This window comes from Pseudomonas sp. 13159349, from assembly GCF_013305685.1.
GTDB lineage: Bacteria > Pseudomonadota > Gammaproteobacteria > Pseudomonadales > Pseudomonadaceae > Aquipseudomonas > Aquipseudomonas asiatica.
In genome coordinates this window covers 4,448,908-4,474,419 of record NZ_CP045553.1, presented here as the reverse complement: position 1 = coordinate 4,474,419, position 25,512 = coordinate 4,448,908, and the positions used below count along the sequence as shown (strand labels likewise).

Genomic DNA, 25,512 nt, shown 5'->3' with positions numbered 1-25,512 from the left:
AGCCCGGGAGCTTGCCCATGTCCGCTTTGTTCGAACCGTATACCCTCAAGGAGGTCACCCTGCGCAACCGCATTGCCATTCCACCGATGTGCCAATACATGGCCGAGGACGGCATGATCAACGACTGGCACCACGTGCATCTGGCCGGCCTGGCCCGTGGCGGTGCCGGCCTGCTGGTGGTCGAGGCCACTGCCGTGGCACCGGAAGGGCGCATCACCCCCGGTTGCGCCGGTATCTGGAGCGATGCCCACGCCCAGGCTTTCGTGCCGGTGGTGCAGGCAATCAAGGCCGCCGGTTCCGTGCCAGGTATCCAGATTGCCCACGCCGGGCGCAAGGCCAGCGCCAACCGCCCGTGGGAAGGTGACGACCACATTGCCGCCGACGACGCCCGCGGCTGGGAAACCATTGCCCCGTCCGCCATCGCCTTCGGCGCGCACCTGCCACAAGTGCCGCGCGAGATGACCCTGGACGACATTGCCCGGGTCAAACAGGACTTCGTCGATGCCGCCCGCCGTGCGCGCGATGCCGGTTTCGAGTGGATCGAGCTGCACTTTGCCCATGGTTACCTGGGCCAGAGTTTCTTCTCCGAGCACTCCAACAAGCGTACCGACGCCTACGGTGGCAGCTTCGACAACCGCAGCCGCTTCCTGCTGGAAACCCTGGCAGCGGTACGTGAGGTATGGCCAGAGAACCTGCCCCTGACCGCGCGTTTTGGTGTGCTGGAGTACGACGGCCGGGATGAGCAGACGCTGGAAGAGTCGATCGAACTGGCGCGCCGTTTCAAGGCTGGCGGCCTCGACCTGCTGAGCGTGAGTGTCGGCTTCACCATTCCCGACACCAATATCCCGTGGGGCCCGGCGTTCATGGGGCCGATTGCCGAGCGCGTGCGCCGTGAGGCGAAGCTGCCGGTGACCTCGGCGTGGGGTTTTGGTACGCCGCAACTGGCGGAAGCAGCGCTGCAAGCCAATCAGCTGGACCTGGTATCGGTAGGGCGTGCGCACCTGGCAGACCCGCACTGGGCTTACTTTGCGGCCAAGGAGTTGGGGGTGGAGAAAGCCTCCTGGACCTTGCCTGCACCGTATGCGCACTGGCTCGAGCGTTATCGCTGAGTGATACCGGGGCTGCTGCGCAGCCCTTTCGCGACACAAGGCCGCTCCTACAAGCGTACGCGGTCCCCTGTAGGAGCGGCCTTGTGTCGCGAAAGGGCCGCACAGCGGCCCCCGAATCTAGAACCGATCCAACCGGTAAGCCCCCATCTCCGGTCCACCGGCCCGCTCGGCCAACCGCCCCACCCATTCCGCTGTCACCGCCGCCTGGGTCAAACCCAGGTGCTGATGCCCGAACGCCAACAGCACCCGCCCATCACACACCCGGTCGATCACCGGTAACGAATCTGGCAACGAAGGCCGGAAGCCCATCCACGGCGTCGCTCCCTCAACACTCAGGTCCCTCCGGAACAACCCCTTGCTCAAGCGGTGCAACTGCCAAGCCCGCTGCATGCTCGGCGGCGCGTCCAGCCCGGCGAACTCCACCGTGCCGGCCAGGCGCAGGCCCTCGGCCATGGGCGTCATGATGAACTTGCGCTCCAGCGATGTGACTGCAAACGGCAAACGCTGATGCTCGCCAGGCAACATCAGGTGGTAGCCGCGCTCGGTGTCCAGTGGCACCCGCTTGCCGGTCAGTGCGGCGGTCAACCGCGCGGAATGCGCACCACAACTGATCAGCACCTGGCGGGCATCGAGCGTGCCCTGATCGCTGGCCAGGCTGACCCCGCCGCTGTGCAGCCGCCCGCCATCGACTTGTGCCTGGACAAAACGCACGCCATTGGCCTTGGCCGCTTCGAACAGTTCGCACACCACCCGGTAGGGGTCGATGAAGTGTCCGGTACGCGGGAAGAACAGCCCTCCCAGCAACGACGGGCTCAGTTGCGGCGCCGCCTCGCGCACGGTGTCGGCCGACCAGAAGTCCACCGCCACCGCTTGCTGTTGCATGCGCGCGCGCAAGGCCTCCAGGGCCTGGCGCGACTCCGGCCGCTCGAACACCAGCAGCGAGCCATCTTCCTGAAACAGTTCGCCGCGCCCGATCGAGCCTAGCAGCCGCTGCCAGGCACCCAGGCTGCCTTCGTTCAACGAGCGGATGCCGGCCACGCTGCGCTGGAACGGGCCCGGGCGCAGGTTGAGCAGCAGGCGGGTGAACCACGGCATGGCCTTGGGCAGGTACTTCCAGTCCAGGCGCAACGGGCCCATCGGGTCCAGCAACATGCGCGGCAGGCGTTTGAGAATCGACAGGTCGGCAATCGGGAATACCTGCTCGGTGGCCAGGTGCCCGGCATTACCGTAGGACGCGCCTCGACCGGGTGCCTGGCGGTCGACCAGGGTTACCCGGCGGCCTTGGCGGGCCAGTTGCAGGGCACAGGCGACGCCGACAATGCCGGCGCCGACCACGGCGATATCGGTTTCAGCGGTTTCGACCATGCTCAGCCTTCCCGTTTACCGTCGAGCAGGCGCCGAAGCTGCAGCGGGTTGCCGTGTTTCAGCGCCTGCGGCAGCAGGGCATCGGGGAAGTCCTGGTAGCACACCGGGCGCAGGAAGCGCAGGATCGCCGCAGTGCCCACCGAAGTGGTGCGGGCATCGGAGGTAGCCGGGAACGGCCCGCCGTGGACCATCGCGTCGCATACCTCTACACCGGTCGGCCAGCTATTGACCAGGATGCGGCCAGCCTTGCGCTCGAGGGTCGGCAGCAGGGCGCGGGCGCTGTCGATGTCGGCATCGTCCAGTTGCAGGGTGGCGGTCAGTTGGCCTTCCAGATGCTCGGCCACCTGGCGCACTTGCTCATCGTTGGCGCAGGCCACCACCAGCGACGCCGCGCCGAAGACTTCGGCCTGCAAAGCCGGGTCGGCGAGGAACGCTTCGGCCTGGGTCACGAACAGCTGCGCCTGACACTGGTTGGGGCCTTGCCCGGCCTGGCCACTGGCGGCGGCCTGGGCATTGGCGTTTGCGGCCAGGGCGCCGACACCGGCCTGGTAGGCACTGAAGATGCCCGGGGTGAGCATGGTCTGCGCCGCAGCCTGGCGCACGTGTTCGCTGGCGGCGTCGATGAAACGCTGCAACGCCGGCCCTTGACGGGCAATCACCAGGCCGGGATTGGTGCAGAACTGGCCGGCACCCTGGGTCAGCGAGGCGACGAAGCCTTGTGCCAGTGCCTCGGCGCGGGTCTGCAGGGCGGTGTCGAACAGGAACACCGGGTTGATCGAGCTCATTTCGGCGTACACCGGGATCGGCTCGGGGCGGGCCTGGGCCGCCTGGCACAGCGCAATGCCACCGCTGCGCGAGCCGGTAAAGCCAACGGCCTTGATGCGCGGGTCGCTGACCAGCGCAATGCCCACTTCACGACCGGAGCCATACAACAGCGAAAACACACCGGCCGGCAAGCCGCACTGCTTCACGGCCTTTGCCACTGCCTGGCCGACCAGCTCGCTGGTGCCCGGGTGGGCGCCGTGGGCCTTGACCACCACCGGGCAACCGGCGGCCAGGGCCGAGGCGGTGTCGCCACCGGCCACCGAGAAGGCCAATGGGAAATTGCTGGCGCCGAATACCGCCACTGGCCCCAGGGCCACCTGGCGCTGGCGCAGGTCGGCACGCGGCAGGGGCTGGCGCTCAGGCAGGGCATTGTCGACCCGCACGTCCAGCCATTCGCCAGCCCGCACCACACGGGCGAAGGTGCGCAACTGGGTGCAGGTGCGGCCACGTTCGCCCTGGATGCGCGCCTTTGGCAGGCCGCTTTCGGCCACGGCGCGATCGATCAGGGCATCACCCAGCGCTTCGATCTGCGTGGCGATGGTTTCGAGGAATTGTGCCCGTTGCTCGAGCGAGGTTTCGCGGTAGGCATCGAACGCCGCCCAGGCCAGGGCGCAGGCCTGGGCCACGTGTTCGCCGGTGCCGCCGAGGTAGGCCGGTTCCAGTGTCTGGCCGGTGGCCGGGTCGATGCCACGGATGGCTTCGCGGCTGCCGGTTACCGGCGTCTGGCCGATCAGCAGGTTGCCTGTGAGGGTCATGGAGCCTCCTTTGGAATCAATATCAATAGAGAGCGCGGCCTTTGTAGGAGCGGGTTTACCCGCGAAGCAGGCGACTCGGTGCCTGGCACCGGCTTCGCCGGTGTTCGCGGGTGAACCCGCTCCCACAGGGGCTGCGGCTCGGCCTGGAATCAGGTGATCAGGCCAGGTTCTGCTCAGCCGACCAGCTGGCGTACCAGCTGCGGAACAGCGCGTACTGCTGCTCGGCATAGTTGCGCTGGGCGTCGGTCAGCACGTCGGTCTCGTTGAAGTGCAGGCTGTATTCGCTGTCACCGTTCAGCACCATCAGGTGCTTGTAGTAGAGCACCAGGTCGCAGCCTTCATCGAACGACGACAGCACCGCCAGCGCCGCCTCCAGTTCACGCGCCAGGCGGCGGGCCTTGGCATCACCTTTGGCCGCCTGTTTGCTCAGGCTCACCAGGTGCAGCACCTCACGCGGCAGGGCGTTGCCGATGCCGGTGATGGCACCGGTGGCGTTGCAGTTGACGAAACCATGTACCACCTGGGTGTCGACGCCGACCATCAGGGTCACGTCGTCATCCTTGGAGGTGATGTGCTCGGCGGCGTAGCGCAGGTCGGCGCCACCGCCGAACTCCTTGAAGCCGATCAGGTTGGGGAACTCGCTGCGCAGTTCGAAGAACAGGTCGGCGCGGGTGGCGAAGCCATAGTAGGGGCTGTTGTAGATCACCGCCGGCAGCTTCGGTGCGGCTGCCAGGATGGCCGAGAAGTGGTGCTTCTGGGCAATCAGCGAGGCGCCGCGGCTGAGCACGCGAGGGATGACCATGAGGCCGGCGGCACCAACCTTGGCCGCGTGGGCGGCGTGGGATACTGCTTCACGGGTGTTCACCGCGCCGGTGCCGACGATGGTCGGGATGCCGGCGGCCACCAGGCGCGCCACGCCTTCCTGGCGCTCTGCTTCGGTCAGCAGCGGCCAGTCGCCCATCGAGCCGCAGTACACCACGGCGCTCATACCGGCCTCGATCAGTTCGCGGCCCTTGCGCACCAGGGCGTCGAAGTCCGGCTTGCGCTCGGCGGTGCAGGGGGTCATCAGGGCGGGCATGGTGCCGGTGAAGATGTTGTTGGTCATTGTTGTCACTCCTCGCGATATTCGTTTTTTTGGAAAAAGCCGGGGTCAGATGCCCCAGGCGAACGGGTCCTGTTCGTCGATCAGCAGGGTGCTGTCGGCGGTCATGTAGGCGCGGCCGGTGATGAACGGGCGAATGCGTTCGCCGTCGCGCTCGTAGCGGCCCTGGAACTGGCTGCCGGTGATACTGGCCTGTACCCAGGTCTGGCCTTCGTCGAGCTTGCCGTCGGCGGCCAGGCAGGCCAGCTTGGCGCTGGTGCCCGTGCCGCAGGGCGAGCGGTCGTAGGCCTTGCCCGGGCACATCACGAAGTTGCGGCTGTCGGCGTTGGCGTCGTCGGCGAACAGTTCGACGTGGTCGATGGGGGCACCGTTTTCACCTGTGATGCCCTGGGCTTCGAGGGCCTTGAGCATCGCCCAGGTGTATTCGGTCAGCGCCTCGCGGTTGCCCAGCTCGATGCGCTGGCCGTGTTCGGAGACGAGGAAAAACCAGTTGCCACCCCAGGCGATGTCGCCGCGCACCGGACCATGGCCGGGCACGTCCACCAGCACTTGCTGGCGGTAGCGGTAGGACGGCACGTTGCCGACGGTTATGGCGCCGTCTTCATGCAGGGTGGCGCTGACCTGGCCGACCGGGGTGTCGATCTTGTGCACGCCCGGTGCGATCAGGCCCAGGTGCTGCAACGAGGCGACCAGGCCGATGGTGCCGTGGCCGCACATGTTCAGGTAGCCAGCGTTGTTGAAGAAGATCACCCCGCACGTGGCGTCGGCCGATACCGGTGGGCAGTACAGTGCACCGACCAGCACATCGTTGCCGCGAGGCTCCAGTAGGCAGGCGCGGCGCCACTGGTCGTGCAGCTCGCGCAGTTCATCGCGCTGCTCGGCCATGCTGCGGCCATGCAGTTGCGGGAAGCCTTTCATCACCAGGCGGGTTGGTTCCCCGCCGGTGTGCGAGTCGATGACGTGAATCTGTTTCATGAGCTTGTCCATTCTTTGATCAGCCAAGTCTTGTGCTGTTTGTGCGGGCCTCATCGCCGGCAAGCCAGCTCCCACAGGTATTGCATCGGCCTCTTGGGCAGCGCGGCCCCTGTGGGAGCCGGCTTGCCGGCGATAGGGCAGTAGCCGTTACGGAGCCAGTGCAGCCGGGCGCTGGCCTACCAGAGGTTCATGGCTGGCTTCGCTTTCGTCCTCACCTTCCAGGCGCACCAGGTGGGCAGGCACGCCGGTGGCCGCGCCCCAGTAGTAGATGCCCAGCGCACAAGCGGCCACGACCACGGTGTCGAACGGGTGGCCGAGTACTCCCAGGCCGCCGAAGCTGCCCAGCCACGAAAGCAGGATGGTCACCGCGTAGAAGCCGATCAGCCATGCCGACGAGCGCACTTGCTGGGCCAGCGACAGGTGCTGGGTCGGCACGAAGCGGCCGCACAGCAGGTAAAGCACGAACATCACGATCTGCAGGGCCAGCAGCCACGACACGGTCTTCCAGCCCGACCAGTACACGATCAGCGCGGCGATGATGAATGACAGCGGGCCGAGCACGCCCATGCCCTTGACCCGGAACGGGCGCGGCATGTCAGGGGCGTTGCGGCGCAGGGCGGCGACGGTGACCGGGGCCACGGCGTAGCTCAGTACCAGGGCGGCGGAAACCACGTTGATCAGCGCTTCCCAGGACGGGAACGGCAGGGTCCAGAACACCGACAGGCCAAAGGTCAGCCACAGCGCCGGGCGCGGGATGCCGGACTCGGCGTCGATACGGGTGAAGTACTTGAAGAAGGTGCCGGTCTGCGCCCAGCCATAGACCACGCGCGGGGTGGCGTTCATGTAGATGTTGCCGCAGCCGCTGGGCGAGATCACCGCGTCGGCCACCACCAGATAGGCCAGCCAGCCCACACCCAGGGCCAGGGCGATGTCGCGATAGGGCAGGGCCAGTTCCTTGGTCACCGCGGCCCAGCCGTTGCTCAGCATTTCGGTCGGCACGCTGCCGAGGAAGGCCAGTTGCAGCAGGGCGTAGATCGCGGTGGACAGCAGTACCGAGAGGATCAGCGCGATGGGGATGGTGCGTTGCGGGTTCTTCACCTCGCTGGCCACCGAAATGATCGGCGTCAGGCCCAGGTAGGCGAAGATGATGCCACCGGCCGATACCGCCATTTCAACGCCGGACAGACCGAACGGGGCAAAGCCCTGGACCTCGAAGTTTTCCGGCTTGAAGAAGGTGAACAGCACGCCGATGACCAGCAGCGGCACGATGAACTTGAACACGCTGACCAGGTTGTTGGCCTTGGCGAAGGTTTTCACGCTGCGGTAGTTGAGGAAGAAGAACAGCCCCAGCAGGGCGAACTGCACCAGCCAGCCAAGCACGGTCGGGTCGCTGGAGCCGGCCTTGGTCAGCCCGGGGAACCAGGCGGCGGCGTATTGACGCGAAGCGACCACTTCGATGGCGATCAGGCTGGAAAAGGCGATCAGGGTGATAAAGCCCATCAAGTAGCCCAGCAGCGGGCCGTGGGAGTACACCGGGTAGCGCACCACGCCCCCGGCACGCGGCAGGGCAGCACCCAGTTCGCAATAAACGATGCCCAGCAACAGCACGGCGAAGCCGCCAAGGAACCAGGACAGGATGCCGGCCGGGCCGGCGATGGCCGAGACGTGGCTGGCGGCGAACAGCCAGCCGGAGCCGAAGATGGCACCTAGGCCGATGAAGGTGAGGTCCAGCAATGACAACTGTTTTTTGAATTTGCCTGACATGGGTTCGCCTTTTTGTTGGTTATTGGATAGGCAGGTCTGATGTCACGAGATGCGGCTTTTTGGGCCGCGCTCTTGTAGGACTTGGGGCGGCTTGCGTGGGGCATAGAGTGGACCGATCGGGGCGGCGGTTCTTGATGGTTTTCTGCAGGGGGGATGACGAAATCGGCACAGTTGCAAAAAAGCAGTAGCTAGGTGCAGGGGGGTGGAATACGCTCTAGGCCATACTGGGCAAGGGTTTGAGAGATGCAGTGCTGGTGCCTGGTTCTTCGCAGCACAAGGCTGCTCCTACAGAGTCCGCACAAGTCTCGAAGGCAGCGCGCCCCTTGTAGGAGCAGCCTTGCGCTGCGAAGAGGCCGGCACAGCCAACAGAGAACCGACAGATGATCGACACCCCCCTGGCAACCCTGTACCAGTCCCTCGACCAGCACCGCCCCGCCAACCTCGAGGCCCTGCTCGCTGGTGTGTCCCTGCTGCTGCCGATCCTCGACGCCATCCCCAACGCCGCGATCTTCATCAAGGACCCGGCCGCCCGCTATGTGCTGGCCAACAACACCCTGGTCCAGCGCTGTGGCCTCAAGCGCCTGCAACCGCTGCTGGGCAAGACCAGCGCCGAAGTGTTCCCGGCACAGCTGGGCCCCGGCTACACCGAGCAGGACCGTCGCGTTCTCAAGGAGGGTTTGGTGCTGGAAGACCAGCTGGAGCTGCATCTTTACGGCAGCCGCGAGCCTGGCTGGTGCCTGACCCACAAGCGCCCGCTGTACAACCGTGCCGGCGAGATCATTGGCCTGGTCGGCATCTCGGTCGACTTGCAGTCAGCCGCCGACAGCCATCCCGCCTACCAGCGCCTGGCAGCGGTGGACGAGCATATCCGGCGGCATTTCCACCAGCCGATCAGCATGGGCGAGCTGACCCGTATCGCTGGCATTTCCGTGGCCCAGCTGGAGCGCTACTGCAAGCGGGTGTTCCACCTCACGCCACGGCAGATGATCCACAAGGCACGCCTGGAGCACGCCCACCGTTTGCTGCATTCGGAACTGCCGATCACTGAAGTGGCGATGTGCTGCGGCTATACCGACCACAGCGCCTTCAGCCGCCAGTTCAAGCAACTGACCGGCTTCACCCCGCGCCAGTACCGCCAGGCAACCAGCGCTCAGTTGGCCTGAAACAGCGCCCGCGCCTCATCGAAGCACTGCTCGGCAATTGCCGAACGCGGTTCGCTGCGGCGCAGCAGTAGGCCGACCGGGCTGTGGATGGCGGCGTCGGCCACCGGCAGGATGCGCAGGTGCTCGCTCAGGTCTTCCAGGCCGCAGTCCAGCGGCATGACCGCACAGCACATGCCGGTGTTGATGGCTTGGATCAGCTGGAAGCTCGAGTCGCTTTCCAGTACCGCATTCGGCTCAAGGCCACGGCTGCGGAAACTCAGGTCCAGCGACTGGCGGTAGTGCATGCCTTTGCTCAGCAGGCCCAGCGGAATGTCGCCCAGCTCGTCCCAGCGCAGGGTGTCGCTGGCGAACTGGTAGTGCCGGGTATCGTGCAGCAGGCCCATGGTGGTGGTGCCCAGTTCGATCACTTCGAAGAAGCTGGTGTTGACCTGGTCCAGGTAGCAGATGCCCAGGTCGAGCTGGTTGCGGCTTAGCCCGTCGATGACCTGTTCCGAGCTGAGCGAGCTGATCTGGAAGTGCAGTTCGGGGTATTTTTCACGCAGCGGCAGCAGCAGGTGCATGGGGTTGAAGCTGGCCAGCGGCACCGTGCCCAGGCGCAGGCTGCCGACCACCTGGCCGCGGCAACTGGCGGCTTCGGCCTGCAAGCCATCGTGCGCGGCGAGCAGGGTACGGGCCCAGGCCAGGATTCGCTCGCCCGCTTCGGTGAAACCTTCGAAGCGCTGGCCGCGCTTGACCAGTACCAGGTCCAGCTCGTCCTCCAGGTTGCGCAGGCGCATGGACAGCGTCGGCTGGGTGATATGGCACAGCGCCGCCGCCTGGCCGAAGTGGCGGGTCTGGTCGAGGGCGATGAGGAATTTGAGCTGCTTGATGTCCATGGAGGTGCCTGGTATCGGGTTATGCAGACCTTAACCCACGTCTGCGATAGATGTCATTGATGAGTCGGTACGCCATATCGATTGGACGCCCCCGGGCCATGCCTCTAGCGTGGCGGCAATGCCACTCGAGGAGCCCCACCGTGCGCGTCCAACCCGATGCGGTCTTCGTACCGCTCAACATCGCCGTGCTGACAGTCAGCGATACCCGTACCTACGACAACGACACTTCCGGTGAGCTGCTGGCCAGCCGCTCGGTGGAGATCGGCCACCGCCTGGTGGCGCGGGCGTTGCTCAAGGACGACCTTTACAAGATCCGCGCCCAGGTCGCCACCTGGATTGCCGACGAACAGGTGCAGGTGGTGCTGATCACCGGCGGTACCGGTTTTACCGGGCGTGACAGCACGCCGGAAGCGGTCGAGTGCTTGCTGGACAAGCGCATCGATGGCTTTGGCGAACTGTTCCGGGCCCTGTCGATTCTCGATATCGGCACCTCGACCGTGCAGAGCCGGGCGCTGGCCGGGCTGTCCAACCGCACGTTGGTGTGCTGCCTGCCGGGCTCCACCGGGGCCTGCCGTACGGCGTGGGAGGGCATCCTGGCGGAGCAGCTGGATGCGCGGCACCGGCCGTGCAACTTCGTCAAGCACCTGAAACCGATCGAGGCCTGTGCAAGCCGGGGCTGATCTTTCGTCTGTCCTGGCCTCTTCGCGGGCTTGCCCGCTCCCACAGGTACTCCACAGGTCTTGAGGGCAGTGGTGACCCTGTGGGAGCGGGCAAGCCCGCGAAGAGGCCAGGACAGGCAACAACAATTGCTCAGCTCAATACATGGTCCACCGGCAACAAAACCGGCGGTAGCTGTTGTTCCCCCAACCCCGCCAGCACATCGCGCTCCACGGTCCGCACCATGGCATCGGTCGGCAGGTCGTTCTCATCGCGCCCGAACGGGTCTTCCAGTTCGTTGCCAATCGCATCCAGCCCGAAGAACGTGTACCCCACGATGGTGGTGAACAGCGGCGCCAGCCAGCCCAGCGGCTCGGCCAGGGCAAACGGCAGCAGCAGGCAGAAGATGTAGATGGTGCGGTGCAGCAACAGCGTGTAGGGGAACGGCAACGGCGTGCCCTTGATCCGCTCGCAGGTAGCCTGCACTTCGGTCAGCCCCACCAGCCGCTGCTCCAGCAGGCTGTAGCGCCAGTCACTGATCTGCTGCTGTGTTGCCAGCCGCGAGCAGTGCCCGCCGATTTCGCGCAGGATGGCGTCGCACACGTTGTGCGGGCTGATCGCATCGGGCCGGGCCAGCCAGGGCCGGGCGGCGGCCAGTTCGTCCTCGCTGCGCAGCCGAGCATTCAGCGCATGGGCAAAGCCGCACAGGCTGCGCAACAGTTCGGCACGCAGGGTTTCGTCGGTAATCACCAGGCTTTCGCGCACGAACGAACGGGTTTCGATGATCAGCTTGCCCCAGGCCTTGCGCCCCTCCCACCAGCGGTCATAGCAGGCGTTGTTGCGAAAACTCATGAAAATCGACAGTGACAGGCCCAGCAAGGTGAACGGGGTGGCGCTGACCGGGTAGAAAAACGCCGGGAAATGCCGCTCGACCAACACGATCAGCGCGGCCAGCAGGGTGATCGTCAGGCAACGCAGGGCGATGCGCTTGACGATCGAACCCTTGAGGGTGAACAGCACACGCAGCACATCGGGGGTGGGGTGGACGATCATGGAAATCCAGAGACGGCTGCCTAGCCGCCGGTCATGTTCATGAAACGCAGGATCTGCACGTCGCCACCGACTTCGAAATGATGGCGGTAGGGCTTGAGGTGCAAGGAATCACGAATGGCCTTTTCCAGGCGTTCGGGGTTGCCGGGGTGGGCGCGCAGCACCTGCTTCAGGTCCACCGAGTGTTCATTGCCCAGGCACAGCAGCAGGCGGCCTTCGACGGTGAGTCGCACGCGGTTGCAGGTGGCGCAGAAGTTGTGGCTGTGTGGCGAAATGAAGCCGACCCGAGTATTGGCGGCTTCGGCCAGGCGCCAGTAGCGGGCGGGGCCCTGGGACGACTCGGTCGATTCGACCAATGTGAACTGCTCGGCCAGCAGCACACGTACTTCGTCACTGGAGCAGAACGACTCGCCGCGTTCATGTTCGCTGATCACGCCCAAGGGCATTTCTTCGATGAAGGTGATGTCCAGTTCGCGGTCGATGGCAAAGCGCACCAGGTCGACCAGTTCGTGGTCGTTGCGGCCTTTGAGGACTACGCAGTTGAGCTTGGTGCGCTTGAAACCGGCCTGGCGGGCGGCGTCGATGCCGGCGATCACCTGGTGCAGGTCGCCGGTGCGGGTCAGTTGCTTGAAGCGCTCGGCGTCCAGGCTGTCGAGGCTGATGTTCAGGCGCGTGACACCTGCGTCGAACAGCGGTTGGGCCAGGCGCCCGAGTTGCGAGCCGTTGCTGGTCAGGCACAACTCGCGCAGGCCGGGCAGGGCGGCGATCCGCCCGCACAGGTCGACGATGCCCTGGCGCACCAGCGGCTCGCCGCCGGTCAGGCGGATCTTGCGGGTACCAAGGGCGACGAAGCGCTCGGCCACCTGGAGCAGTTCCTCGAGGCTGAGGATTTGTTGGCGCGGCAGGAACTGCATGTCTTCGGCCATGCAGTACACGCAACGGAAGTCGCAGCGGTCGGTGACCGACATCCGCAGGTAGTCGATTTTCCGGTTGAAGCCGTCGATCAGGGCCCGGCTGTTCTGTTCCACGTTCGCGCTCGAATGGATTGGGACTCGATCCAAGCTATAACTTGGGCGCAGGGCCGTCAAATTGCTTTGTCCGACCGATTGATCGATGGCCTCTATCATGGCTGCAGGTCACGCATTTCAAAATGTTGACCGCGTCGCACCGTTCGCGGGCATGCCCGCTCCCACAGGGTTATCGCTGCTCTCGGGAACTGCACTGAACCTGTGGGAGCGGGCGCGCCCGCGAACGGGCTAACACCATTTCCGGCCCATGATCGAAACCGCCTATCACCCCGTAAGATCTTTCGATTGGACGGCTCTACCCCACGCTCCATAGGCTGAAAAAAAGCATCGAAGCGTGAGGATTCACCGCATGAGCCAGGACCAACATATCAGGGACTACAAAGGCGCCGCCGCCGGCTGGGGGGCGCTCAAGAGCGTGACCAAGAGCTGGCTGGGCAGCGACAATGCCTTCAAGAACCTGCGGGCCATGCTCAAGACCAACCAGAACGGCGGCTTCGACTGCCCCGGCTGCGCCTGGGGCGAGTCGCCGGAAAACGACATGGTCAAGTTCTGCGAGAACGGCGCCAAGGCGGTCAATTGGGAAGCCACCGGCCGCTCGGTGGACCCGGCATTCTTCGCCAGGTACAGCGTCAGTGCGCTGGCCGAGCAGACTGACTACTGGCTGGAGTACCAGGGCCGCCTGACCCACCCGATGCGCTACGACGCGGCCACCGACCACTATGTCGAAACCAGCTGGGAAGAAGCCTTTGCGCTGGTTGCCCAACACTTGCGCGCACTCGAATCGCCCGACCAGGCCGAGTTCTACACCTCGGGCCGGGCCAGCAACGAGGCGGCGTTCCTCTACCAGCTGTTCGTCCGCGCCTACGGCACCAACAACTTCCCCGACTGCTCGAACATGTGCCATGAAGCCAGCGGCGTGGGCATGTCGGAAACCCTCGGCGTGGGCAAGGGCACCGTGGTGTTCCACGATCTGGAACTGGCCGATGCCATCTTCGTCATCGGCCAGAACCCCGGCACCAACCACCCGCGCATGCTCGAACCGCTGCGTGAAGCGGTGAAGCGTGGTGCCCAGGTGGTCTGCTTCAACCCGCTCAAGGAGCGCGGCCTGGAGCGCTTCCAACACCCGCAGCACCCGTTCGAGATGCTCAGCAATGGCTCCGAACCAACCAACACGGCCTACTTCCGCCCGGCCCTGGGCGGCGACATGGCAGTGATGCGCGGCATTGCCAAGTACCTGCTGCAGTGGGAGCGCGAAGCCCAGGCCAATGGCGAACCGGCAGTGTTCGACCATGCCTTCATCGCCGAGCACACCAGTGGCATCGACGCATACCTGGAAACCGTGGATGCCACGCCCTGGGCGCACATCGTCGAGCAATCGGGCCTGACCCAGGCCGAGATCGAACTGGCCGCGCGCATGTACCGCAAGGCCGAACGGGTGATCATGTGCTGGGCCATGGGCGTCACCCAGCACCGCCACTCGGTGCCGACCGTTCAGGAAATCGTCAACCTGCAGCTGCTGCGCGGCAACGTCGGCAAGCCCGGCGCCGGCCTGTCACCGGTGCGTGGCCACAGCAACGTGCAGGGCGACCGCACCATGGGCATCGACGAGAAGCCCGGGGCGGCGCTGCTCGATGCCATCGAAAAACGCTTCCAGTTCCGCGTGCCGCGTGCCCACGGGCACAACGCCGTGCTGGCGATCAAGGCCATGGAAGAGGGGCGGGCCAAAGTGTTCATCGGCCTGGGCGGCAACTTTGCCCAGGCCACGCCGGATACGCCGCGCACCCATGCGGCCATGCGCAATTGCGCGCTGACCGTGCAGATTTCCACCAAGCTCAACCGCTCGCACCTGGTCACCGGCCGCGATGCGTTGATCCTGCCGTGCCTGGGCCGTACCGAAATCGACATGCAGGCCAGCGGGCCGCAAGGCGTGACCGTGGAGGACACCTTCAGCATGGTGCACATCTCCCACGGCCAGCTGCGCCCGCGCTCGCCGCACCTGCGCTCGGAGCCGTGGATCATCGCCGGCATGGCCCAGGCGACCCTGGGCAAGCAGCCGATCGACTGGGAGTACGCTGTTGCCGACTACGGCCGCATCCGCAGCATGATTGCCGATGTGATCCCCGGCTTTGCTGCTTTCAACGAGCGCCTGCAGCATCCGGGCGGCTTCCACCTGGGCAACAATGCCGCCGACCGTACCTGGCGCACGGCCACAGGCAAGGCGCGCTTCAGCCCGCACCAGCTGCCGGAGCAACTGGTGAATGCAAAGGTGCTGGCGCGCGGCGACAAGCCCGACCTGATCCTGCAGACCCTGCGCTCGCACGATCAGTACAACACCACCCTGTATGGCCTGGACGACCGTTATCGCGGGGTGTTCGGCCTGCGTGAAGTGGTGTTCGTCAACGAGGTGGACATCCGCCGTATGGGCTTCGAGCCGGGCGAGCATGTGGACCTGGTGTCGCTGTGGGAGGATGGCGTGGAGCGGCGGGTGTCGGGCTTCCGCCTGGTGGCGTATGACGTGCCCGAGGGGCAGGCGGCGGCGTACTACCCTGAGACCAACCCGCTGGTGCCGCTGGAAAGCTATGGCGAGGGGACCTATACCCCGACCTCGAAGTTCGTGGCGATCAAGGTCGAGAAAGCCAAGGCCGGCAACCGGATTGCGGCGGTGCTGGCCGCGGATTGACAGGTAGCCTGCAAGGGCCCTATCGCCGGCAAGCCAGTTCCCACAGGGACCGCACAGATTTCAGAACCTGTGACGTACCTGTGGGAGCTGGCTTGCCGGCGATAGGGCCGGTACTGCCATACAGGAATCAGGAACGGTTCACCGGGTAAGCCGTGGTGTATTTCATCTGCTCCATGGCAAAACTGGAAGTGATGTTCGACAGCCCATCAGTACTGGTGATCAGCTTTTTGTAAAACCGGTCGTACGCCGCAATATCCCCCACCACCACCCGCAGCATGTAATCCCAGTCTCCCGACATGCGGTAGAACTCCATCACTTCCTCGAACCCGGTCACGGTCGCGGCAAACTGCTCCAGCCAGGCGCTGTCGTGGCGCTGGGTCTTGAGCTGGACGAACACCGTCAGCCCCAGCCCCAGCCGTTCAGGGTCGAGCAAGGCGACACGGCCGACAATGTAGCCGTCTTCCTCCAGGCGCCTGACCCGCTTCCAGCACGGTGTGGTGGAGAGGTTGACGGCCTCGGCCAGGTCCTTGAGCGAGATCGAGGCGTCGCGCTGAAGCAGGGTGAGAATGTGCTGGTCGAAGCTGTCCATATCGCGCGTGGGCCGTGGAGAAAAATATTTCACAGATTACCCCAAGGCTAGAAGATTTGGGTTGTGCGATAGTGGCGACTTTCACTCTGCCAATGGGCCTGACCATGTCCGACAAGCCGCGCAATTTCGCCACCCGTACCATTCACGCCGGTGAGCAGTTCAGCGTCGCCGATAACGCTATTTTCCCGGCGATCGTCACCGCCAGCTCGTTCACCAAGCGCAGCCTGGACGACAAACCGGAATACTCCTACAGCCGTGTCGGCAACCCCACCCGGCATGCCTATGAAACCTGTGTCGCCGCCCTGGAAGAGGGCGTTGGCGCGGTCGCCTGCGCCTCGGGCGTGAACGCCACCGCCACCGTGCTGGAGCTGCTGCCCAAGGATGCCCACGTGGTGGTGATGAACGGCGTATACGGCGGTACCTTCCGCATCATGGAAGACTACCGCAGCCGCACCTCGGGCCTGACCACCACCTACGTCGACCTCAACGACCTCGAGGCGGTGGCCGCCGCCATCAAGCCGGAAACCCAGCTGATCTGGATCGAATCGCCGACCAACCCGTTGCTGCACCTGGTCGACATCAAGGCGGTGTGCGACCTGGCCAAGGCACGGGGCATCCTCACTTGCATCGACAACACCTTCTGCTCGCCGTGGAACCAGCGCCCGATCACCCTGGGCGTGGACCTGGTGATGCACTCGGCCAGCAAGTACATCGGCGGCCACTCCGACCTCACCGGTGGCGTGGTGGTAGCTGCCAATGATGCGCTGTTGGCGCGCCTGCGCCGCATCAGCATGGCGATTGGCGCGGTGCAGGGGCCGTTCGACTGCTACCTGGCCCTGCGCGGTCTGAAGACCCTGGATGTGCGCATGGAGCGCCAGTGTGCCAATGCCCTGCAGGTGGCGCGCTTCCTCGAAAGCCACGCGCAGATCGATCAGGTGTATTACCCGGGGTTGGAAAGTCACCCGCAACATGAGTTGTGCAAACGGCAGATGCGCAGTGGCGGGGCGGTGGTGGCGATGAAGGTCAAGGGCGACCGGGCTGCGCTAAACCGCTTGGTGGAGGCGCTGCAGATCTTTGTGCTGGCCGACTCGCTGGGCGGGGTGGAAAGCATGATCAACCACTCCTGGAGCATGTCGCACTGCTCGCTGAGCCCGGAGCAGAAGGGCGTGATGGGGATCAGCGAGAACCTGCTGCGGTTGTCGGTGGGGATCGAGGATTACCGGGACCTGGTCGAGGACCTGGATGGGGCGTTGAAGGCTGCGGCTGCTGGCTCGTGATGATGCGGTTGTAGGAGCGGCCTTGTGTCGCGATGGGCTGCGCAGCAGCCCCAGAATCTATGTCTCTGTCGAGATTTTCGGGGCTGCTGCGCAGCCCATCGCGACACAAGGCCGCTCCTACAGGGGGCCGTGCAGGCCTGTGGTATCTATCTGGATTTGGGCGGATGAATGATCCGTTCGATCTTGTCCTTGATCAGCAAGCGCTCCTTGCGCAGGCGGTTGACGGTTTCGTCGTTGGTGCCGTTGCCTTCGGCAGCGACCACCTCTTTGTCTTTTGCGTTGTATTCCTTGTGCAGTGAGTGCAGCGTCTGGTCCTTGTCCATGAGCGCCTGGAATGCATCAGCGGTAACGTGCAGGTCAGCGAGCAGATCATGCGGAACTGGCATTTCTTCACCTCTGTCGGGGGTTGGCGGATGGTTCTGACCTTTGAGGATAGTCGTCTTTGCGCAGGTAGGGGACTGGGGTAGGCTGTCGCATCTCCCCCGTGACCCGGAACCTGCGCCATGCCCCACCTGAACCTCGAATACAGCGACAACCTGCGTGAGCTGAATGTCGACGTCCTGCTGCTGCGCCTGAACCATGCCCTGGTTGGCAGTGGCCAGTTCGCCGACGAGGCCGATATCAAAAGCCGCGCCGAAGCCTTCAAGCATTATCGGGTGGGCACTGCGCCCGGCGAGCGTGCCTTTGCCCATGTGCGCCTGGCCATCCTCAGCGGGCGCTCGCTCGAGGTGAAGACGCAACTGTCCACCAGCCTGCTCGACGTGTTGCGTGACGCCATCCCCGAGCAACCCGGGCTTGATATCCAGCTGTGCGTGGAAGTGCTGGACATCGACCGCGAGCCGTATGCCAAGGCACGCCTGCCAGGCTGAACAAGCGCTGAATGAACTTCTTTTAATGTAGAAAAGGCGCCTGCTCACGAATTTGTTGGCGTCTTTTTCACAAAATATTGATGGCACGCTTTCTAGAGTTCAGCCAAGTTTCCCTGGTGCCGCGCAGGCCCTCGGGCTGATAATCACTCTTGATTGCGAACACTGATGCTCAACTTCAAATCCCTGCGGACTGAATGGGTCACGCTGCTGGCCAGCCTTTACCTGCTGATAGGCTTCAATGTCTTCCTCTGGCAGCATCTCGAACAGGTCGTGCCGCCCGGTTTGCCGGGGCTTTGGCTGAGCCTGGCGTTTGCCGTGCTGATGCTGTTCGCGTTCAACCTGATTCTCACGTTGTTCGCCTTCCGTTATGTATTGAAGCCAATACTTATCGTGTTGTTCATGAGTGGCGCGGGCGTGGCTTACTTCATGAACCAGTACGGCGTACTTATTGACGCGGGCATGTTCCGCAATATTGCGGAAACCAACGTGGCGGAAGTGCGTGACCTGCTTTCGTTGAAGTTTGCCTTGTATATCCTGGGCCTCGGTGTAGTGCCTTCGCTGCTGTTGTGGAAGGCGCCGATCGCCTATCGCGCCTGGCACCGTGAACTGCTCGGCAAGCTGGTGGTTGGCAGTGCCTGCGTGGTGGCCCTGGGCTCGGTGGCACTGGTCAACTACCAGGGCCTTTCGTCGCTGTTTCGCAACCACCACGAACTGCGCCTGATGCTCACCCCCAGCAATATCGTGGGTGCCTCCATCGGTTATGTCAGCGAGCGCGTCGGTACCGCATCACGGCCCTTCCAGCATTACGGCGAAGATGCCAAGCGTGACGCTGCCTGGCAAAAGCATGAACGCAAGTCGCTGACTGTACTGGTGGTGGGTGAAAGTGCGCGGGCAGATCACTTCGGCGTGCTCGGCTACAACCGCGATACCACACCGAACCTCGCCAGGGAGCAGGGCCTGCTGGCGTTCTCCGATGTTCACTCCTGCGGCACGGAAACCGCCGTTTCGGTGCCCTGCATGTTCTCTGGCATGAAGCGCAAGGACTACGATGCCCGCGTGGCGAAGAACCGCGAAGGGTTGCTGGACATCCTCCAGCGGACCGGCCTGGCGGTGCAGTGGCGTGACAATCAATCGGGCTGCAAGGGTACCTGCGACCGCGTGCAATTCATCGATGTCAGCAAACTCAAGGACCCGCAGTTGTGCGCTGATGGTGAATGCCATGACCAGATCCTGCTGCAGGGCCTGGGTGAGCTGATCGACAACCTCGACAAGGACACCGTGCTGGTGCTGCACCAGATGGGCAGCCACGGGCCTGAATACTTCAAGCGCTACCCCGGCGCCGACCAGCGCTTTGCCCCGGTGTGCCAGAGCAACGCGCTGGACCAGTGCAGCGAACAGGAAATCGTCAACGGTTACGACAACACCCTGGCCTATACCGACAAGGTGCTGGCCTCGCTGATCGATACCCTGCGCAGCAAGCAGGACAAGGTCGACACGGCGATGATCTACCTGTCCGACCATGGCGAGTCGCTGGGTGAGTACAACCTGTTCCTGCACGGCACGCCTTACGCCATCGCCCCCGAGCAGCAGAAGCACGTGCCGTTGCTGACCTGGTTCTCCGACAGCTACAAGGAGGACTTCGGCGTCGACACCGACTGCCTGGCCAAGCTCAGCGATGCGCCGCTGTCGCAGGACAACCTGTTCCACTCGATGCTCGGCCTGTTGCAGGTGCGTACCGAGGTCTACCAGCAATCGCTGGACATGTTCGCCAGCTGCCGGCCGTGGCTGGCGGCCAAGCGCTGAGTCTGACTGCACACGGGCACTGTAGGAGCAGCCTTGTGCTGCGAAGGGGCCGGTACAGCCAATACAGCACCATGATCAGTGCACCGGCTCTTTCGCAGCACAAGGCTGCTCCTACAAAAAGGCGCCGGTGCAGCACCGTTTATCTATTCCAGGGATGGCGCAGGTTTCACCAGCAGTGCCCGCGCCGTATATACTGCGCGCCAATGTTAGTGGGAGAGCCTCGTGGCCATCGAAATACACTGGATCCGTGACGACCAGAGCCTGGCCGAACACTGCCGCGACTGGCACCAGCTGCCCTTTGTCGCCGTCGATACCGAATTCATGCGGGTCGACACCTTCTACCCGAAAGCCGGGCTGATCCAGATCGGCGATGGCCAGCGTGCCTTCCTGATCGACCCGTTGCTGATCGGCAACTGGCAACCCCTGGCCGAACTGCTGGATGACAGCGGTGTGGTCAAGGTACTGCACGCCTGCAGCGAAGACCTCGAAGTGCTGTTGCGCCTGACCGGCAAGCTGCCACAGCCGCTGTTCGACACCCAACTGGCGGCCGGTTATCTGAACCTGGGGTTCTCCATGGGCTATTCGCGCCTGGTGCAGGATGTGCTGGGTATCGACCTGCCCAAGGGCGAAACCCGCTCCGACTGGCTGCAGCGCCCGCTCTCGGAAACCCAGGTCAGCTATGCCGCCGAGGATGCCGTGCACTTGGCCGAGCTGTTCACCGTTTTGCGCCCGCGCCTGAGTGACTACAAGTACGCTTGGGTGCTGGAGGACGGCGCCGAGCTGGTGGCCGCATTGCGCCGCGAGGTCGAGCCCGAAAGCCTTTACCGCGACGTCAAGCTGGCCTGGAAGCTGGCCCCCCAGCAACTGGCAGTGCTGCGTGAGCTGTGTGCCTGGCGCGAGCGTGAAGCGCGCAACCGCGACGTACCGCGCAATCGCATCCTCAAGGAGCACTCGCTGTGGCCGATGGCCAAGAGCCAGCCGAGCAACCTGTCGGCGCTGGCCAAGATCGACGAGATGCATCCGCGCACCATTCGTCAGGACGGTGAGTTCCTCATCCAGCTGATCAAGCGTGCCGCCAGCCTGCCAGCCGAGCAATGGCCACAGGCCTTGCCCGAGCCCTTGCCGATCGAGGCCGCAGGTATCCTCAAGCAGCTGCGTGCCATCGGCCAGGCCGAAGGTGAGCGCCTGGGCATTGCCCCCGAGCTGATGCTGCGCAAGAAAGCCCTGGAAGCGCTGCTCAAGAGCGGCTACCCCAATGGCCCCTATCAATTGCCCGATTCGCTGCGCGGCTGGCGCCGTGAGCGCATGGGCCAGGCCCTGCTGGACAGCCTCGCAGGCGCCGGAGAGACCCGATGAAACGCATTTGCTCTATCTACAAGAGCCCCCGCAAGAACGAAATGTACCTGTACGTGCTCAAGGCCGACGGCCTGGAGCGCGTGCCCGAAGGCCTGCTGCCGTTCTTCGGCACCCCCGTGCACGCCTTCGATCTGGTGCTGACTCCCGAGCGCAAGCTGGCCCGCGAGGACATCGCCAAGGTGCTGGAAAACCTCGACAACCAGGGTTATCACCTGCAGATGCCGCCGCCGGAAGACGACTACATCGAGCACCTGCCCGAAGAGTTGCTGCGCCGTAACGACCCTGCCTGATCATGCGAGTACTGATTGCTGAGCATGATCATGCTCGATACGCCGAGATTTTGCGTGCAGCCGCGCCTGAGCTGGAAGTCCTGACCAGCGGCGACTCCGCCGAACTGGCACGCCAGGCGCCACAGTGCCCGGTGTGGCTGGGCCAGCCGGACCTGCTGGCAAGCCTGTTGCGCCAAGGCCACAAGCCGGGCTGGATGCAGTCCACCTGGGCCGGTATCACCCCGCTGCTGGCCGAGGGCCTGCCGCGCGACTATCGCCTGACCCGCGCCGTGGGCATCTTTGGCCAGGTGATGGCCGAGTACATGCTCACCTACATGCTCGGCCATGAGCGCGAGGTGCTGTCGCGGCTGGTCAGCCAGGTCGAGCGTCGTTGGGACGACCGCCCGGGGCGGACCCTGGAAGGGCGCAAGGTGCTGATCGTCGGCACTGGCGACATTGGCCAGCGGGTGGCCGAGTTCCTGCAGGCGTTTGGCGTGGTGCTGTATGGCGTTGCCAGCAGCGCCCGCGAGCAGGCGCCGTTCGTCGAGGTAGCGGCGCTGGCCGACCTGCCGCGCATGGTGGGTCAGGTCGACTACGTACTCAACCTGCTGCCGGATACCCCGGCAACCCACGACCTGTATGATGCGGCACTGTTCAAGTGCTTCCAGCCCACGGCGCTGTTCATCAATGCCGGGCGCGGCGCTGCGGTGGTCGACGCTGACCTGGTCGAGGCACTGAAGGAAGGGCACCTGGCGGGGGCGGTGATCGATGTCTGCCGGCAGGAGCCGTTGCCTAGGCAACACCCGTTCTGGACGGCGTGGGGCTTGCTGCTGACCGGGCACAGCTCGGCACCCACCTCGCCGGCGGCGATGGTGCGGTTGTTTGTCGAGAATGTGCGGGCATATGCGGCGGGGCAGGGGTTGCGAGGAGAAGTGGACTTCGCCCGGGGCTATTGATTTTGTAGTGCCTGTGCTGGCCTCTTCGCAGCACAAGGCTGCTCCTACAGGTTTTTTTCACTGTGCTGTAGGAGCAGCCTTGTGCTGCGAAAGGGCCGGTACAGCCAATGCAAGGCTTACAGGCTGAAATCACCCTCGGCAGCCAGCTCGCTCAGTGGCTTGCGCGGGCTCGGGACTTCACGCGCCTGCAGCGCTTCGTTCAGGCTGGCCTTGTCGCCCAGCTTGCCGATCGCCACCATGGCATGCAGCACGTAGCCTTCAGGAACCTTCAACTCCTGACGCGCCAGTTCCTGGTCGAAACCGGCCATGCCATGGGTATGCCAGCCGCTGATGCTGGCTTGCAGGGCCAGGTGCCCCCAGGCGGAGCCGGTGTCGAAGGTGTGCCACAGCGCCGGTCTTTCTTCCGTGGCGCCCGGGGCGGCGTAGGTGGTCTTGGAAATCACCAGCACCAGCGCCGATGCCTGTTGCGCCCAGCTGCGGTTGGCCGGCACCAGCAGGTTCAGGTAACGCTCCCAGTTCGGCGTGTCACGGCGGGCATAGAGGAAGCGCCAAGGTTGCGAGTTGTTCGCCGACGGCGCCCAGCGTGCAGCTTCGAGGAAGCTCAGCAAGGTTTCTTCGCTGATCGGCTCGGCGGTGAAGGCACGTGGCGACCAGCGGTTGATGAACTGCTCGTTGATGGCGTAATCGGCAATGCGGGGGTTGGCGCTCATGGCGGCTCCTGCAAAAGGGCGGTAAACGCGCACGCTACTGCGTCGCGTCGCGACTGACAAGCGGTCTGGCTTTGCCGAAGGCCAGGATCTAGACTGGCGCCGCCGCGCGCCGTGGCCCCAAGATGAATGCAGGAAACCCGTGTGATGATCGCTGAAAACGCGCCGTTCTGGCAGCGCAAGACCCTCGAGCAACTCAGCCCGCAAGAGTGGGAGTCGCTGTGTGATGGTTGCGGCCTGTGCTGCCTGCAAAAGCTCGAGGACGAGGACGACAACAGCGTCTATTACACGCGTATCGCCTGCAAACTGCTGGATCTTCACACCTGTCAGTGCAGCGATTACCCCAACCGCTTCGCCCAGGTACCTGACTGCATCCAGCTCACCCCGGGCAAGGCCGACCAGTTCAAGTGGCTGCCGAGTACCTGCGGCTACCGCCTGGTCAGTGAGGGCAAGGACCTGCCGGCCTGGCACCACCTGGTCTGCGGTGATCGCCAGCAGGTCCATGAACAGCGCATTTCCCAGTCGGGGCGCATGCTCAGTGAACACGATGTGCACGAAGACGACTGGGAAGACCACCTGATCTTCCGCGCCAGCTGACCACCGGCGCGGCCCGCTGCCACGGGGAAACAAGGAGTTTCTGTATGCGTTGCCAGCTGTTGTTGCTGTTTGGCCTGATGGCCAGTTCGCCGGCCTGGGCGAAAAAGGTCGACCTCGACTATCAGGTGCGCCTGTTACCAGCCAGCGGCCAGGCGGAGGTCCGCCTAACCTTGGCCGAAGGCAGTGCCGTGCGCAGTCTGGATTTCGACCTGGGCAAGGCTGGGGCCTACAGCGGCTTCCAGGCTGATGGCCAATGGCAGTTGCAGGGCCAGCGCGGCGTGTGGCAACCGGCGGCCGGCAAGACCAGCCTCAGCTACCGCGTGCAGCTGGACCAGAAACGCGGCAGCGGCGCCTATTCGTCGCGCATCACCCCGCATTGGGCGCTGTTCCTCGGCGACCAACTGGTGCCGCCTGCGCGCCTCGACCAGCAGGATGGCACCGAACTGGTGGCGCGGCTGGCGTTCGACCTGCCGGAGGGCTGGAAGAGCATTGAGACCTCCTGGCCGCGCATCGGCAAGGACAAGTTCCGCATCGACAACGTTTCGCGCCTGTTCGACCGCCCCACAGGCTGGATGCTCGCCGGCGACCTGGGCAGCCGCCGCGCCCGCCTGGGCGAAACCGAGGTCACAGTGGCCGCACCGGTGGGGCAGGGTATGCGGCGCATGGACAACCTGACCATGCTGACCTTTGTCTGGCCGCAATTGCAGGCGGTTTTCCCGCGCAACCCGCCGAAGCTGCTGTTGGTCGGCGCTCGCGACGGCATGTGGCGTGGGGCGACCGCCGCGCAGGGCTCGTTGTACCTGCACAGTGCCCGGCCGATGGTCAGCGAGAATGGCAGCAGCCCGTTGCTGCGCGAAGTGGTGCAACTGTTTGCGCAGATCCATGGGCGTGATGGCAGTGACTGGCTGGTGGAAAGCCTGAACGACTACTATGCCAGCGAGTTGCTGCGCCGCGCGGGCGGGGTGAGTGACGACCGTTACGAGGCTTGGCAGGCGCGCCTGAGTAAGCAGGGCGCCAAGGTCACCCGGCTCAAGGGCGAGCATGCCACCCCGGCGCAGGTGGCGCGGGGGGTGATGTTGCTGCAGGCGCTGGACAAGGAAATCCGCATCCACACCCAGGCCAAACGCTCGCTGGACGATGTGGCGCGCGGGCTGATGCGCCTGCCCAGCGTCAGCACCGAAGACTTCATACAGATCAGCGAGAACGTGCTGGGGCGGCGCTCGGAGGTGTTGCAGAGCAAGGCGTTGCGCTAGCCATTTCTGTACCTGTGCCGGCCTCTTCGCGGGTAAACCCGCTCCCACAGGTACGGCGAAGAGGCCGAAGCCTTGGTGATCCTGCGGGAGCGGGTTTACCCGCGAAAGGGCCGGTACAGGCAGTGCAAAATCAACTGGCCAACGGATCCTTCCCGGTTATCGTCACCCCCCGCGTCGCCGCCTCGGCACTGGCCTTCAACGCCTCCAGTTCCGCAGCACTGCGCTCGATGTCCGAACGCAAGCGGTGATACTCCTGCCGATGCCGCTGCCACCAGGCCTTGGTCGCACAATGCCCGCTGAAGCCCCGAGCCAGTGCCAGGCCGCCAACTGCGATTTGCAACAACCCGACCAGGCCGCCGTGGCGCAGCCCCTTGCTGACCATCAACGCGCCGCCAGCCAGCGAACTGGCGCGCTCCAGGCCATGAACGTTCTTGTCTTGCGATGTCGCTGCCGAATGGATATCAAGCATGGCAAGGTCTCCGTCTGAA

24 protein-coding genes are annotated in these 25,512 nt (G+C 64.5%); 12 read left to right on the top strand and 12 right to left on the bottom strand.

Annotated elements, in window-relative coordinates; all coding sequences use genetic code 11:
* Positions 1 to 17 precede the first annotated feature (17 nt).
* Positions 18 to 1,109: a xenobiotic reductase XenA gene (gene xenA, locus GEV38_RS20540; protein ID WP_054573753.1), complete on the top strand. Its 1,092-nt coding sequence runs from the start codon at positions 18 to 20 to the stop codon at positions 1,107 to 1,109.
* A gap of 117 nt (positions 1,110 to 1,226) precedes the next feature.
* On the opposite strand, the gene GEV38_RS20535 is transcribed toward xenA, so the two are convergent.
* From GEV38_RS20535 to GEV38_RS20515, 5 genes are all read right to left on the bottom strand, one after another.
* Positions 1,227 to 2,474, bottom strand: coding sequence for an FAD-binding oxidoreductase (locus tag GEV38_RS20535; RefSeq protein ID WP_054573754.1), 1,248 nt, complete (start codon positions 2,472 to 2,474; stop codon positions 1,227 to 1,229).
* A 2-nt stretch (positions 2,475 to 2,476) separates the two neighbouring features.
* Complete coding sequence (locus GEV38_RS20530; protein WP_054573755.1) at positions 2,477 to 4,054, bottom strand: aldehyde dehydrogenase (NADP(+)); 1,578 nt, start codon at positions 4,052 to 4,054, stop codon at positions 2,477 to 2,479.
* Positions 4,055 to 4,211: 157 nt separating this feature from the next.
* A complete protein-coding gene (locus GEV38_RS20525) occupies positions 4,212 to 5,159 on the bottom strand; it encodes a dihydrodipicolinate synthase family protein (protein WP_013973780.1) in 948 nt (315 codons plus the stop codon).
* Positions 5,160 to 5,204: 45 nt separating this feature from the next.
* Positions 5,205 to 6,131 carry a 4-hydroxyproline epimerase gene (locus GEV38_RS20520; protein WP_015271366.1) on the bottom strand — a complete coding sequence of 309 codons (927 nt, stop codon included), beginning with the start codon at positions 6,129 to 6,131 and terminating at the stop codon, positions 5,205 to 5,207.
* A gap of 147 nt (positions 6,132 to 6,278) precedes the next feature.
* A complete protein-coding gene (locus tag GEV38_RS20515; RefSeq protein ID WP_015271365.1) occupies positions 6,279 to 7,895 on the bottom strand; it encodes an APC family permease in 1,617 nt (538 codons plus the stop codon).
* 380 nt (positions 7,896 to 8,275) lie between these two features.
* Here GEV38_RS20515 and GEV38_RS20510 point away from each other — a divergent pair, with 380 nt between their 5' ends.
* Positions 8,276 to 9,058 carry an AraC family transcriptional regulator gene (locus GEV38_RS20510; protein ID WP_015271364.1) on the top strand — a complete coding sequence of 261 codons (783 nt, stop codon included), beginning with the start codon at positions 8,276 to 8,278 and terminating at the stop codon, positions 9,056 to 9,058.
* Here GEV38_RS20510 and GEV38_RS20505 read toward each other — a convergent pair.
* Positions 9,046 to 9,933 (bottom strand): LysR family transcriptional regulator, encoded by an 888-nt coding sequence (locus GEV38_RS20505; RefSeq protein WP_054573756.1) that lies wholly within the window; start codon positions 9,931 to 9,933, stop codon positions 9,046 to 9,048. The genes GEV38_RS20510 and GEV38_RS20505 overlap by 13 nt on opposite strands.
* A gap of 140 nt (positions 9,934 to 10,073) precedes the next feature.
* Here GEV38_RS20505 and moaB point away from each other — a divergent pair, with 140 nt between their 5' ends.
* The gene (gene moaB, locus GEV38_RS20500; protein WP_003259533.1) at positions 10,074 to 10,613 is read left to right on the top strand and encodes a molybdenum cofactor biosynthesis protein B; all 540 of its coding nucleotides are present in this window, start codon (positions 10,074 to 10,076) and stop codon (positions 10,611 to 10,613) included.
* Between the two features lie 130 nt (positions 10,614 to 10,743).
* Here moaB and GEV38_RS20495 read toward each other — a convergent pair whose 3' ends face one another.
* Both GEV38_RS20495 and moaA read right to left on the bottom strand, forming a co-directional pair.
* On the bottom strand, positions 10,744 to 11,643 hold the full coding sequence (locus tag GEV38_RS20495; RefSeq protein WP_015271362.1) for a bestrophin family protein: 900 nt from the start codon (positions 11,641 to 11,643) through the stop codon (positions 10,744 to 10,746).
* 20 nt (positions 11,644 to 11,663) lie between these two features.
* Complete coding sequence (gene moaA / locus GEV38_RS20490; RefSeq protein ID WP_015271361.1) at positions 11,664 to 12,668, bottom strand: GTP 3',8-cyclase MoaA; 1,005 nt, start codon at positions 12,666 to 12,668, stop codon at positions 11,664 to 11,666.
* Between the two features lie 349 nt (positions 12,669 to 13,017).
* On the opposite strand from moaA, the gene GEV38_RS20485 reads away from it, so the two are divergent.
* Positions 13,018 to 15,348, top strand: a complete 2,331-nt coding sequence (locus GEV38_RS20485) for an FdhF/YdeP family oxidoreductase (protein ID WP_054573757.1) — start codon at positions 13,018 to 13,020, stop codon at positions 15,346 to 15,348.
* Between the two features lie 127 nt (positions 15,349 to 15,475).
* On the opposite strand, the gene GEV38_RS20480 is transcribed toward GEV38_RS20485, so the two are convergent.
* Positions 15,476 to 15,937 (bottom strand): Lrp/AsnC family transcriptional regulator, encoded by a 462-nt coding sequence (locus GEV38_RS20480; RefSeq protein ID WP_013973772.1) that lies wholly within the window; start codon positions 15,935 to 15,937, stop codon positions 15,476 to 15,478.
* A gap of 92 nt (positions 15,938 to 16,029) precedes the next feature.
* On the opposite strand from GEV38_RS20480, the gene GEV38_RS20475 reads away from it, so the two are divergent.
* The gene (locus GEV38_RS20475) at positions 16,030 to 17,214 is read left to right on the top strand and encodes a PLP-dependent aspartate aminotransferase family protein (RefSeq protein WP_015271358.1); all 1,185 of its coding nucleotides are present in this window, start codon (positions 16,030 to 16,032) and stop codon (positions 17,212 to 17,214) included.
* 146 nt (positions 17,215 to 17,360) lie between these two features.
* On the opposite strand, the gene GEV38_RS20470 is transcribed toward GEV38_RS20475, so the two are convergent.
* A complete protein-coding gene (locus GEV38_RS20470; protein ID WP_054573758.1) occupies positions 17,361 to 17,600 on the bottom strand; it encodes a YdcH family protein in 240 nt (79 codons plus the stop codon).
* A gap of 117 nt (positions 17,601 to 17,717) precedes the next feature.
* Here GEV38_RS20470 and GEV38_RS20465 point away from each other — a divergent pair, with 117 nt between their 5' ends.
* The 5 genes from GEV38_RS20465 (at position 17,718) to GEV38_RS20445 (ending at position 22,467) form a co-directional block, all read left to right on the top strand.
* Positions 17,718 to 18,083 (top strand): 5-carboxymethyl-2-hydroxymuconate Delta-isomerase, encoded by a 366-nt coding sequence (locus GEV38_RS20465; RefSeq protein WP_054573759.1) that lies wholly within the window; start codon positions 17,718 to 17,720, stop codon positions 18,081 to 18,083.
* Positions 18,084 to 18,248: 165 nt separating this feature from the next.
* Complete coding sequence (locus tag GEV38_RS20460) at positions 18,249 to 19,886, top strand: phosphoethanolamine transferase (protein WP_054573760.1); 1,638 nt, start codon at positions 18,249 to 18,251, stop codon at positions 19,884 to 19,886.
* Positions 19,887 to 20,108: 222 nt separating this feature from the next.
* Positions 20,109 to 21,242: a ribonuclease D gene (gene rnd, locus GEV38_RS20455; RefSeq protein ID WP_054573761.1), complete on the top strand. Its 1,134-nt coding sequence runs from the start codon at positions 20,109 to 20,111 to the stop codon at positions 21,240 to 21,242.
* Positions 21,239 to 21,532, top strand: a complete 294-nt coding sequence (locus GEV38_RS20450; RefSeq protein ID WP_015271354.1) for a YcgL domain-containing protein — start codon at positions 21,239 to 21,241, stop codon at positions 21,530 to 21,532. Before rnd ends, GEV38_RS20450 begins: the two co-directional genes overlap by 4 nt.
* A gap of 2 nt (positions 21,533 to 21,534) precedes the next feature.
* Positions 21,535 to 22,467, top strand: coding sequence for a D-2-hydroxyacid dehydrogenase (locus GEV38_RS20445; protein ID WP_015271353.1), 933 nt, complete (start codon positions 21,535 to 21,537; stop codon positions 22,465 to 22,467).
* Between the two features lie 116 nt (positions 22,468 to 22,583).
* Here the strand turns inward: GEV38_RS20445 and GEV38_RS20440 are convergent, their stop codons facing one another.
* Positions 22,584 to 23,177 carry a nitroreductase family protein gene (locus GEV38_RS20440; RefSeq protein WP_015271352.1) on the bottom strand — a complete coding sequence of 198 codons (594 nt, stop codon included), beginning with the start codon at positions 23,175 to 23,177 and terminating at the stop codon, positions 22,584 to 22,586.
* A 144-nt stretch (positions 23,178 to 23,321) separates the two neighbouring features.
* Between GEV38_RS20440 and GEV38_RS20435 the strand changes: the two genes are divergently transcribed.
* Together GEV38_RS20435 and GEV38_RS20430 are read left to right on the top strand one after the other, a co-directional pair.
* Positions 23,322 to 23,771: a YcgN family cysteine cluster protein gene (locus GEV38_RS20435; protein ID WP_015271351.1), complete on the top strand. Its 450-nt coding sequence runs from the start codon at positions 23,322 to 23,324 to the stop codon at positions 23,769 to 23,771.
* A 44-nt stretch (positions 23,772 to 23,815) separates the two neighbouring features.
* On the top strand, positions 23,816 to 25,024 hold the full coding sequence (locus GEV38_RS20430; protein ID WP_054573762.1) for a hypothetical protein: 1,209 nt from the start codon (positions 23,816 to 23,818) through the stop codon (positions 25,022 to 25,024).
* 130 nt (positions 25,025 to 25,154) lie between these two features.
* Here GEV38_RS20430 and GEV38_RS20425 read toward each other — a convergent pair whose 3' ends face one another.
* Positions 25,155 to 25,493, bottom strand: coding sequence for a DUF2892 domain-containing protein (locus GEV38_RS20425; RefSeq protein WP_054573763.1), 339 nt, complete (start codon positions 25,491 to 25,493; stop codon positions 25,155 to 25,157).
* Positions 25,494 to 25,512 lie beyond the last annotated feature (19 nt).